9 protein-coding genes are annotated in these 11,047 nt (G+C 63.1%); 4 read left to right on the forward strand and 5 right to left on the reverse strand.

Going from position 1 to position 11,047, the window contains the following annotated elements:
- Positions 1-81: 81 nt before the first annotated feature.
- On the reverse strand, positions 82-558 hold the full coding sequence (locus RJQ10_RS03170; RefSeq protein ID WP_350143556.1) for a pilin: 477 nt from the start codon (positions 556-558) through the stop codon (positions 82-84).
- Between the two features lie 428 nt (positions 559-986).
- Here RJQ10_RS03170 and pilB point away from each other — a divergent pair, with 428 nt between their 5' ends.
- The 4 genes from pilB to coaE are packed head-to-tail and all read left to right on the forward strand — an operon-like array spanning position 987 to position 5,505.
- Positions 987-2,705 (forward strand): type IV-A pilus assembly ATPase PilB, encoded by a 1,719-nt coding sequence (pilB, locus tag RJQ10_RS03175; protein ID WP_350143558.1) that lies wholly within the window; start codon positions 987-989, stop codon positions 2,703-2,705.
- A gap of 36 nt (positions 2,706-2,741) precedes the next feature.
- Complete coding sequence (locus tag RJQ10_RS03180) at positions 2,742-3,971, forward strand: type II secretion system F family protein (RefSeq protein WP_350143560.1); 1,230 nt, start codon at positions 2,742-2,744, stop codon at positions 3,969-3,971.
- 25 nt (positions 3,972-3,996) lie between these two features.
- Positions 3,997-4,866 carry a prepilin peptidase gene (locus tag RJQ10_RS03185; RefSeq protein WP_350143562.1) on the forward strand — a complete coding sequence of 290 codons (870 nt, stop codon included), beginning with the start codon at positions 3,997-3,999 and terminating at the stop codon, positions 4,864-4,866.
- A 27-nt stretch (positions 4,867-4,893) separates the two neighbouring features.
- On the forward strand, positions 4,894-5,505 hold the full coding sequence (coaE, locus tag RJQ10_RS03190) for a dephospho-CoA kinase (protein ID WP_350143564.1): 612 nt from the start codon (positions 4,894-4,896) through the stop codon (positions 5,503-5,505).
- On the opposite strand, the gene mutT is transcribed toward coaE, so the two are convergent.
- From mutT to RJQ10_RS03210, 4 genes are all read right to left on the reverse strand, one after another.
- Positions 5,502-5,912: an 8-oxo-dGTP diphosphatase MutT gene (gene mutT, locus RJQ10_RS03195; RefSeq protein ID WP_350143566.1), complete on the reverse strand. Its 411-nt coding sequence runs from the start codon at positions 5,910-5,912 to the stop codon at positions 5,502-5,504. The genes coaE and mutT overlap by 4 nt on opposite strands.
- Positions 5,913-7,139 carry a bifunctional glutamate N-acetyltransferase/amino-acid acetyltransferase ArgJ gene (gene argJ / locus RJQ10_RS03200; RefSeq protein ID WP_350143568.1) on the reverse strand — a complete coding sequence of 409 codons (1,227 nt, stop codon included), beginning with the start codon at positions 7,137-7,139 and terminating at the stop codon, positions 5,913-5,915. It lies immediately after the preceding gene.
- Between the two features lie 30 nt (positions 7,140-7,169).
- Positions 7,170-9,887, reverse strand: coding sequence for a preprotein translocase subunit SecA (gene secA, locus RJQ10_RS03205; RefSeq protein ID WP_350143570.1), 2,718 nt, complete (start codon positions 9,885-9,887; stop codon positions 7,170-7,172).
- An 84-nt stretch (positions 9,888-9,971) separates the two neighbouring features.
- A complete protein-coding gene (locus RJQ10_RS03210) occupies positions 9,972-10,904 on the reverse strand; it encodes a M23 family metallopeptidase (RefSeq protein ID WP_350143572.1) in 933 nt (310 codons plus the stop codon).
- Positions 10,905-11,047 lie beyond the last annotated feature (143 nt).

Raw genomic sequence — 11,047 nt, forward strand, 5'->3', positions numbered from 1 at the left:
AACCAGAATCAAAAGCGCAAGGTTACACTGCAGGACAAAAAAAAGCCCGGCATCGCCGGGCTCAATCTAACGCTATAGTGCTTAGCCGCGGCAGCTGGTGGGCAGCCACTTGGTCAGCATTGGCGTAGCCTGAGCGTTGCCTGCACCCGGGCGGCACTTCCAGGTAATGGTCCCATCGGCGCGGGTCACGCCGGAGAGCTGGAACGCCAGATCGGAACTCTCGCCAGGCAACACCGATGCATGCACGAAGATCGATACAACCGGTGCCAGACTGTTTACTTCGAGAGTCATCGACTGGACGATTTCCGTCCCGATATCGTCTTCTTCACCGAGCAGTCCCGCTTCTGCCAGCGTATCCGGAGACTCGAGCTGCGAGGAATAGAATTCGGCGATAGTCGCCTTCGCCTCGGAAAGCTTCGCCATCGGCTCTGACATCCGCGCGCGCACCGTGTAATCCTGGTATGCCGGCAGCGCGATGGCAGCCAGAATACCGACGATCGCGATCACGATCATCAGTTCGATCAGGGTAAAACCCTTTTGCACCTGTTGCATCTTCATGTTTCCTGCTCCTTTCCCCTGGGGGGTTTCGTTCACATAAGCTCAACTGCCCCTGGCAGCATGCTGCAAAAGAGAACATGCACACCTCATGCCAACTTCGAGCGCCCAGCGGGCATGAATTTTTCCCTTTGTTTTTCAGCCACTTGGCGCGCCGCGGTGCTCACACTTCGATTTCGCCCGGTCGCGCGCCATGACCCACATGGGGCAGACAGTGGCCTTATGTGACAATTTACGGCAGTCAGGCGATAGCCACTGGCCCATCCCGCCCGCGCCCCACCCTGCCACGGCACAAAAAAGCCCAAGAATTCCACATAAAATCATGCTTTTACAGGCGAAACAGGGTATTAGCATTAACTTAGTGTGAGTATACTAGAGCGTAACCGCTAACTCGTGCAGACAACAAAGCGACAGTCAGGGATGCACACCGGATGAATGAAAGAGCAATAGGGCAGCTAAGTGGCTTGGCCGGTCGACTGGTGGTGGAAGGCCTGCTCAGCGCCGAAAACGCCAAGGAAGCCCAGCGAGAGGCCGCCTACGAACGCGTGCCCCTGGTGAAATACCTGGTCGACAAGCTCAATCTGGACAGCCAGCGTATCGCTGAAGTCGCCTCGGTGGAGTTCGGGGTTCCCCTGTTCGACATCGCCGCCTTCAATATGGCCACGCAGCCCGCGGGGCTGGTGGACGCCAACCTGGTAACCAAACACCACGCCCTGCCCCTGTATCGCCGCGGCAACCGCCTGTTCATTGCCGTGTCCGATCCCACCAATCTCGCCGCGCTGGATGAAATCAAGTTTCACACCGGCATCAACACCGATGCGGTACTGGTGGAGGAGCGGACTCTCAGCAAGGTTATCAGCCAGTGGGTGGATGCCCAGGACAACATGGTCGGGGACCTCGGGGACCTTGATACCGAGGATTTCGACAACATCGACATCTCCGGCGGCGACGAGCCGGGCAAAGAGGAAAATACCGACAACGTTGATGAAACGCCCATCGTGCGCTTCATCAACAAGGTGCTGATCGACGCCATCAAGCAGGGCGCATCCGACATCCACTTCGAGCCCTACGAGAAGAATTACCGCGTGCGATTCCGCACCGACGGCATCCTGCGGGAAGTGGTGAAGCCGCCAAAGAACCTCGCTGCGCGGATGGCCGCACGCCTCAAGATCATGTCGCAGATGGATATCTCGGAGCGCCGCGTACCCCAGGACGGGCGCATCCAGATGAAGCTGTCCCGCAACCGGGCCATCGACTTCCGGGTCAACACCCTGCCGACCCTGTTCGGGGAAAAGGTGGTGCTGCGTATCCTCGACCCCAGCAGCGCCCAGATGGGCATCGACGCCCTGGGCTACGAGGAAGACCAGAAGGAAATGTATCTCAATGCCCTGAGCAAGCCCCAGGGCATGATCCTGGTCACCGGTCCTACCGGGTCCGGTAAAACCGTATCGCTGTACACCGGCATCAACCTGCTGAACCAGCCGGAGCGCAATATTTCCACCGCGGAAGACCCGGTGGAAATCAATATGGAAGGGATCAACCAGGTCCACGTCAACCCCAAGGTCGGGCTGAACTTCGCCGAAGCGCTGCGCTCCTTCCTGCGCCAGGACCCGGACGTCATCATGGTGGGGGAGATCCGCGACCTGGAAACAGCGGAGATCGCCATCAAGGCCGCCCAGACCGGTCACCTGGTGTTGTCCACCCTGCACACCAACAGCGCCGCGGAGACGGTTACCCGCCTCCTGAACATGGGCGTACCCTCATTCAACGTCGCCACTTCGGTCAACCTGATCATCGCCCAGCGCCTCGCGCGGCGCCTGTGCAAGGAGTGCAGCGCGCCGGCGGACGATATCCCGCAGGAGGTACTGCTGCAGGCGGGCTTCACCGAGGAGCAGCTGGCCACGGCGAACATCCGCAAGGCGGTGGGCTGTGAACTGTGCAAGGACGGCTACAAGGGCCGGGTGGGTATCTACGAAGTGGTGCGCATCACCCCCAGCATCGCCCAGCTGATTCTGGCCCACGGCAACGCCATGGAGATTCACAAGCAGGCGCGGGAGGAGGGCTTCCGGGACCTGCACCAGTCGGCACTCGTGAAGGTCGCCAATGGACTCACCAGCCTGGAAGAGGTCAACCGGGTCACAACCGACTAGCAGCAGACCAGGCAATAGCAGGGAACGGGCAGCATTATGGCAAGCAAGACAATGACCAAGGGCGTTGCGAAGTATGTGTTCCAGTGGAACGGTACCGACCGCAACGGCCGCAACGCCCAGGGGGAAGTCTCGGCCCAGAGCTCAGCCATGGCCAAGGCGCAGCTGCGCACCCAGGGTATCAAGCCAAAATCGGTGAAGAAAAAGGCAAAACCGTTATTCAATAGCGGCAAGCCGATCAAGGCCTCGGACATCGCCATCTTCACCCGCCAGTTGGCGACCATGATGAAGGCCGGGGTGCCGCTGGTGCAGAGCTTCGATATCGTGGCGGAGGGCCTGGAAAAGCCGAAGATGCGCGAGCTGGTGGTCAATATCAAGAATGACGTCGCCTCCGGGTCGGGCCTGGCGCCCTCTCTCGCCAAGTACCCGCGCCAGTTTGACGACCTGTTCTGCAGCCTGGTGGCCTCCGGCGAGGCCTCCGGAACCCTGGAAGTGATGTTGGGTCGGGTAGCCACCTACAAGGAAAAGACCGAGCAGCTCAAGGCCAAGATCAAGAAGGCGATGACCTACCCGACAGCGGTGGTGGTTGTCGCCATCGTGGTCACCGCCATCCTGCTGATCAAGGTGGTGCCCCAGTTCGCGGAAACCTTCCGCAGCTTCGGCTCGGACCTGCCGGCCTTTACCCTGATGGTGGTGGGGCTGTCCAACTTCATGCAGGACTGGTGGTTTATCATCCTGCTCGGCATGCTGGCCACCGGCTATGCGTTGATGGAGTTCAAGCACCGCTCGGTGGCGTTCTCCGAATTCCTGGACCGCCTGGCCCTGCGCCTGCCGGTCGTGGGAGGTATCGTCCACGATGCGGTGGTCGCGCGGTTTTCCCGCACCCTGGCCACCACTTTTGCCGCCGGTGTCCCGCTGGTGGATGCGCTCAATTCCACTGCCGGCGCTGCCGGCAACTCGGTGTACAGCAAGGCGATCATCCAGATCCGGGACGACGTCACCACCGGCACCACGCTCTACCAGGCAGTCAAGGCCACCGGCCTGTTTCCCAATATGCTGTTGCAGATGGTCTCCATCGGCGAGGAATCCGGCGCCCTGGACGACATGCTGGACAAGGTGGCGCAGCACTATGAGGAAGCGGTAGACAACGCCGTGGACAGCCTCAGTTCGCTGATGGAGCCCATTATCATGTCGGTGCTGGGTGTGCTGGTGGGTGGCCTGATGATCGCCATGTACCTGCCGATCTTCATGCTCGGCTCGGTAATCTGAGGGCCTTGCCGGCGGGGGAGCCAGTTTGCTAGACGTATTTGCCCAGCACCCCGGGTGGCTGGCGACCTGCCTGCTGCTTCTGGGCCTGGTCGTTGGCAGCTTCCTCAACGTCGTGGCCTACCGCCTGCCGCTGATGATGCAGGCGCAGTGGCGGCGGGACTGCTGCGAACTGCTGGAGCAGACGCCAGCAGAAGCTGAACCGGCCCTGAACCTCGCTGCCCCCAACTCCCACTGCCCGGCCTGCAAGGCGCCGGTGAAACCCTGGCACAATGTTCCCGTGTTCAGCTACCTGGCCCTGGGGGGCAAATGCGCCAACTGCAGGGTGCGAATTTCCCCCCGCTACCCGGTAGTGGAACTGCTGACCGGCCTGTTGACCCTGTGGCTGGGGATACATTTTGGACCGGGCCTGCAACTGCTGGGCGCGGCGCTGCTGACCTGGGCCCTGATCGCGCTTACCCTGATCGACTACGACACCCAGTTGCTGCCGGACGATATTACCCTGCCGCTGCTCTGGCTGGGGCTGGCCTTCAATCTTGGCGGCATCTTTGTACCCCTGGCGGACGCAGTACTGGGGGCGATCGCCGGCTATGGCATCCTGTGGAGCGTGTACTGGCTGTTCAGGTTACTCACCGGCAAGGAGGGCATGGGTTATGGCGACTTCAAGTTGCTCGCCGCACTCGGCGCCTGGCTGGGATGGCAGGCCCTGCCGCTGATCATCCTGTTGTCTTCAATCGTTGGAGCGGTGGCGGGCATCGCCCTGATGGTAATCAAACGCCGCGGCCGCGAGGTCCCGATTCCCTTTGGCCCCTATCTCGCCACGGCGGGCTGGCTGGGACTGGTCTGGGGCGAACAGATTCTCGCCGCCTGGCTCGGCACAGCTGCACCGCAGCCCTGACCCGGCGGCAAGGACAACAGGCACGCAATGACCCTGATTATTGGCATCACCGGCGGCATCGGCAGCGGCAAGAGTGCGGTCACCGACCGGTTTGCCGGCCGGGGCGTTACCGTGGTGGACGCGGACCTCGCGGCCAGAGTAGTAGTCGAGCCTGGCCGCCCCGCCCTGCAGGCCATAGCCGAGCACTTTGGCGCCGAGGTCCTGCGGGCGGACGGCTCCCTGGACCGGGTTGCCCTGCGGGCTATCGTATTCGCCGACCCGGCGCAGCGGCAGTGGCTGGAGCAGCTTACCCACCCGCTGATCGGCGAGGAAATCCGCGCGCAGCTGGCTGCATCGGAGTCGCCCTACACCATCCTCAGCTCGCCCCTGCTGCTGGAATCAGCCAGCCAGCGCCAGCTTGCGGAACTGGTGGTGGTCGTGGACGTACCCGAGGAAGTACAGCTTGCGCGCACCATGGACCGGGACAGCAACGACGAAGCCCAGGTAAGACGCATTATGGCGGCGCAGCTGCCGCGCCAGGAGCGACTGGCACTGGCCGATATCGTGGTGGACAACAGCGGCCCGCTGGCGGCGCTGGATGATATTGTCGCCGAGCTGCACAAGGAGTTTCTGCAGCGGGCGGAGCAGCAGCGGCGTTAGGCGCCGCGTGCATCGCCCAGTTCGCGGCGCAGCGCTTCCACAATAGGCACGTTGGCGGCGGGGAATTCGTAGCGGGGCAGTTCCTGTACAGTCACCCAGGCCAGCGGCTGTCCTTCCAGGCCGCGGGCGTTGCCGCTTAACTGGCTCACCAGATGCACATCCAGCAACACCGCCTTGTCACCGTAGTCATGCGGCACAATCAACAGCGGCCGGGATTCGCTGAAACCGATACCCAGCTCTTCCCGCAGCTCCCGCGCCAGCGCCCGGGTCACCGACTCGCCGGCTTCCACCTTGCCGCCCGGGAACTCCCACAGGCCACCCTGGTGAGCATCAGAGGCTCGCTGGCTGATCAGAATGCGCCCCTGCTCATCGACCACCACGCCCACTGCCACATGGACCGCCGCCATTCAGGTCCGGTACTCGGCATTGATGCGCACATAGTCGTAGGAAAAGTCGGTAGTCCAGACTGTGGCTGTGGCGCTGCCGCGCTGCAATTCGATACGGATGACGATCTCTTCCGGCGCCATCGCCGCAACACCCTGCTCCTCGGAGTAGCTCGCGGCGCGGCAGCCGTTCTCGGCTATCAGGACCTCGTTGAGGTAGACGCCAACCCGGCTGACGTCCAGCGCCTCCAGCCCGGCCCGTCCGATCGCCGCCAGCAGCCGCCCCCAGTTGGGATCAGAGGCGAACAGCGCGGTCTTCACCAGCGGTGAATGGGCGATGGTAAAGGCCACGTCGAGGCACTCCTGCTCGTCGCCGCCGCCGTTGACCTGGACGGTGACGAACTTGCTGGCGCCCTCCCCGTCCCGCACCAGGCCCTGGGCCAGCTCCACGCACAGGCTTTGCAGGGCTTCCCGCAAGGCCTGGCAGAGAGGTGCGTCAGCAGAATCCAGCAGCGGATTCCCGGCAGCCCCGGTGGCGACCAGCATGCAGGCGTCGTTGGTTGAGGTGTCGCCATCGATGGTGATGCGGTTGAAAGACAGTTCCGCCGCCTCGCTCAGCAGCGTCTGCAACAGCGCCGGGGCAACCGCCACGTCCGTCGCCACATAGGACAGCATGGTCGCCATATTGGGGCGGATCATGCCCGCACCCTTGGCGATACCGGTCATCACATAGTCGCGGCCATCGCAGTGAAAGCGCCGGGAATGGGCCTTGGGGCGGGTGTCCGTGGTCATGATGCCGTGGGCAGCGTCCAGCCAGCCGTCAGCGCGGAGATCCAGCAGTGCGTTGGGCAGCGCCTCGATGATTTTCTGTACCGGCAGGGGCTCGCCGATGACGCCGGTGGAAAACGGCAACACCGCTTCCGGCTCCACGCCGGTCATCTCGGCCAGGGCCGCGGTGCAGCGCTGCGCATCCGCGAGGCCGCGCTCACCGGTGCCCGCATTGGCATTGCCGGTATTGACCAGCAGATAGGCGGGCCGATTGGCCACCGCGCGCAGGCTGTCCTTTGCCACCGTCACCGGCGCCGCACAGAAAGCATTGCGCGTGAACACGCCGACACAGTGGCTGCCCGGGGCGAGCTCCAGCAGCACCAGGTCCTTGCGACCCGGCTTCTTGATCCCCGCTGACACCGTCGCCAGCCGCAGGCCGGGTACCGGCAGCAGCTCTCCCAGGTTCTGTTCCCCTACCGCCATTGTCGCTTCTCCGCCGCTGCCCGACCCGGGCTATTCAATCCGTCCGTGACACTGCTTGTATTTCTTGCCGCTACCGCAGGGACAGGGCTCATTGCGGCCGACCTTGGGCTGCTCCCGGGTAAAGGTCTGGGGCGGCTCGGGCTGGCGCGAAGCGGGATCTTCCGCCAGCGCTTCTTCCGCCATGGCCGATGCCGCCGCGTGCTGGAACGCCAGCTTCTCTCGCTCTGCCTCCTCCCGACGCCGTGCCTCGATCAATGCGGATTCGTCCTGGTGCTGGATCTGCACATGACTGAGGAACTTGACCACTTCGTACTTCAGGTTCTGCAGCAGCTGCTCGAACAGGGCAAAGGACTCCCGCTTGTACTCCTGCTTGGGATTTTTCTGCGCATACGCACGCAAGTGAATGCCCTGGCGCAGGTGGTCCATGGTCGCCAGATGGTCCTTCCACAGGTTGTCCAGCACCTGCAGCATGATCTGTTTCTCGATCTTGCGCATGGGCGGGCCGACGCTCTCGCACTTGGCGTCGTAGGCTGCCTGGATTGCCGCCACAATCTTCTCCCGCAGAGCATCCTCGTGCAGATTGTCGTCCGCGTCCAGCCAGGCCTGCAGCGGCAGCTTGCTGGCGAACTCCGCTTCCAGCTGGCGCTCCAGGCCTGGCACATCCCACTGCTCCTCTACGCTCATCGGCGGGATGTAACTGGAGATGGCGTCGTTGACCACGTCCTCGCGAATCGCGGAGATGGTATCGGCAATGTCCGCCTCACCCAGCAGTTCGTTGCGCTGGTTGTAGATGATCTGGCGCTGGTCGTTGGCAACGTCATCGTATTCCAGCAGCTGCTTGCGAATATCGAAGTTGCGACCCTCCACCTTGCGCTGGGCTTTCTCGATGGCGTTGGTCACCATGCGATGCTCGATGGCCTCGCCCTTCTCCATACCCAGGGCCTGCATGAAGCCCTTGACCCGATCGGAGGCAAATATGCGCATCAGGTTGTCTTCCAGCGACAGGTAGAAACGGGACACCCCCGGGTCTCCCTGGCGCCCGGCGCGGCCCCGCAGCTGGTTGTCGATTCGGCGCGATTCGTGCCGCTCGGTACCGAGGATGTGCAGGCCGCCGGCGGCGAGTACCTGTTCGTGCCGCTGGCGCCAGGCCGCGGTCAGCTCCGCGCGCTTCTCGTCACTGACCTCGCCGAAGGATTCCAGCTCGGCGTCGAGGTTGCCTCCGAGCACGATATCGGTGCCCCGGCCAGCCATGTTGGTGGCGATGGTCACCACACCGGGGCGGCCGGCCTGGGCAATGATCTCGGCCTCCTGCTCGTGGTACTTGGCGTTGAGGACCTTGTGCTGCACCCCGGCCTTGCGGAACCGCTGCGACAGCTCCTCGGAAGTCTCCACCGATGCGGTACCCACCAGCACCGGCGCGCCCTTCTCCATGCAATCCTTGACGTCGGCGAGGATGGCGTCGAACTTCTCCTCCCGGGTCAGGTAGACCAGGTCGTTGAGGTCGACACGCTGCGCCGGCTTGTTGGTGGGGATGACCAATACGTCGAGGCCGTAGATCTGGCGGAATTCGAAAGCTTCGGTGTCGGCGGTGCCGGTCATGCCCGCCAGCTTCTTGTACAGGCGGAAATAATTCTGGAAGGTGGTGGAGGCGAGGGTCTGGCTCTCGCTCTGGATACGCACTCCCTCCTTGGCCTCAATCGCCTGGTGCAAACCCTCCGACAGCCGCCGCCCGGTCATGGTCCGGCCGGTGTGTTCGTCGATCAGCACCACCTGGTCGCCCTGGACGATGTACTCCACATCGCGGTGGAACAGGACGTGGGCCCGCAGGCCGGAATAGACGTGGTGCAGCAGGTTCAGGTTGGTGGCCGCATACAGGCTCTCACCTTCCTGCAGCAGGCCCTCCCGGGTAAGCAGCTCCTCCACATGTTCGTGGCCGGTTTCAGTCAGCTCGATCTGGCGCTGCTTCTCGTCGACGCTGTAGTGGCCGGGCTCTTCCTCGCTGTCGCGACGCAGGGACGGAATCAGCTGGTTGATCTTCTTGTACAGCAGCGAACTGTCTTCGGAGGCGCCCGAAATCACCAGCGGCGTGCGGGCCTCGTCGATCAGGATCGAGTCCACCTCGTCGACAATCGCGAAACTGAGATCACCCTGCATCCGATCCTCGATGCGGAAGGCCATGTTGTCGCGCAGGTAGTCGAAACCGAATTCGTTGTTGGTGCCATAGATAATGTCGGCGCTGTAGGCCTCGCGCTTCTGCTCCTGGGTCTGGCCGGACTTCACCACGCCCACCGATACGCCGAGAAAGTTGTACAGCGGCGACATCCAGTGGGCATCGCGCCCCGCCAGATAGTCGTTGACCGTGATCAGATGCACGCTGTTGCCCGCCAGGGCGTTGAGGTAGGCGGGCAGGGTCGCCACCAGGGTCTTGCCCTCACCGGTACGCATCTCCGCAATCTTGCCTTCATGCAACGCCATGCCGCCAATCAGCTGGACGTCGAAATGGCGCATGCCCAGTGCACGCTCGCTGGCCTCCCGCGCCACCGCAAAGGCCTCGGGCAGGATCTGGTCCAGGCTTTCCCCGGCCTCCAGGCGCTGGCGGAACTCGCCGGTCTTCGCCGCCAGGGCGGTGTCGTCCAGGGCTTTCATGGCATCGGCCAGACCGTTGATCTGCCGCACCATCTTGCCCATGCGCTTCAACTCCCGGTCATTGCGGGTGCCGAAGATCTTCTTCATTGTAGTCGTAATCATCGTGGGTCACTGCATTAAACGTCAGGGCGCCGCCCCACTCACAGGAGTGGCCGGCGAAGGAATCATATCAGGAATGGAGCGGGTTCAGCGTCGGGTGCGATGCACGTAGCTGGAGGGATCGACGGGGCGGCCGTGCTTGTACACTTCGAAATGGACGTGGGGACCGGTGGCGCGGCCGCTGGAACCCATGAGTGCCACCGGCTGGCCCTTGCGCACGACATCGCCAGGTTCGACCAGGTTCTCCTGGTTGTGGGCATAGCGGGTCAGCAGGCCGTCGCCGTGGGAAATCTCCACCATCTTGCCGTAGCCGCTGTTGTCCTTGCCCACGAAAGTCACTACGCCACCGGCGACGGCGATGACGCTGGAGCCGGCCTTGCCGGCAAAATCAATACCGTAGTGCGCTGCGCGTTTACCGGTAAAGGGATCCGTGCGCGCCCCGAAACCTGAGGATATCCACCCTTTTTCCACCGGCCGGCCGGACACCCAGGCCTGCTCATCGAGCTTGCGGTGGGCCAGCAGTGACTCCAGGATCTCCAGCTGCTGTTCCCGCTGGTCGAGCTTGTTGGCGAAGCTCTGCAACTCGCCGGTGAGGTCCGGGGCCAGGTATTCAACGCTGAACTCGCCGGCCAGCGGACCACCCAGCGCGGGCGGCTGGCTGAAATCGAATTCGCCGTCCTGCAGGTTGGCCATGGCGGTGAGATGCTCGCCAAGAGCATCGAGACGCACCATTCGCGCCTGCAGTTCTGCCAGCCCCATGGTCATGGCCTGCAGCTTGCGCTCCGCTTCCAGGCGCAGGGACTCGAGATCAGTGGATTGGGAGGCGAGTTCGTCCTGCAGGGAATCGAGGGAATTATCACGAAGATCGCGGGCCTGCGTCTCCTGGCCCACAAAGTACCCGAGTGCCACCAGGCCCAGAGGCAGCCCCAGACAACACAGGGATACCAGGGCACGGGACCAGCGACCCAACTCCAGGGAGCGGGAGCCGCCGTGCTTTCGGCTTATCAGGATGACCTTCATGTGCAACCGGCTGCAATGAGCTGAGGCGGGAGTGTGCCATAGTCACGTGAATATTACCAACACCAATAATCGACCGCCGTGGAGGGAAGGTCGCCCGACGCGGTAGCATCCAGCCGGTCGAATGGGGCACGCCCTGCTGGATG

The organism is Haliea sp. (assembly GCF_040222615.1).
Classification (GTDB): domain Bacteria; phylum Pseudomonadota; class Gammaproteobacteria; order Pseudomonadales; family Halieaceae; genus Haliea.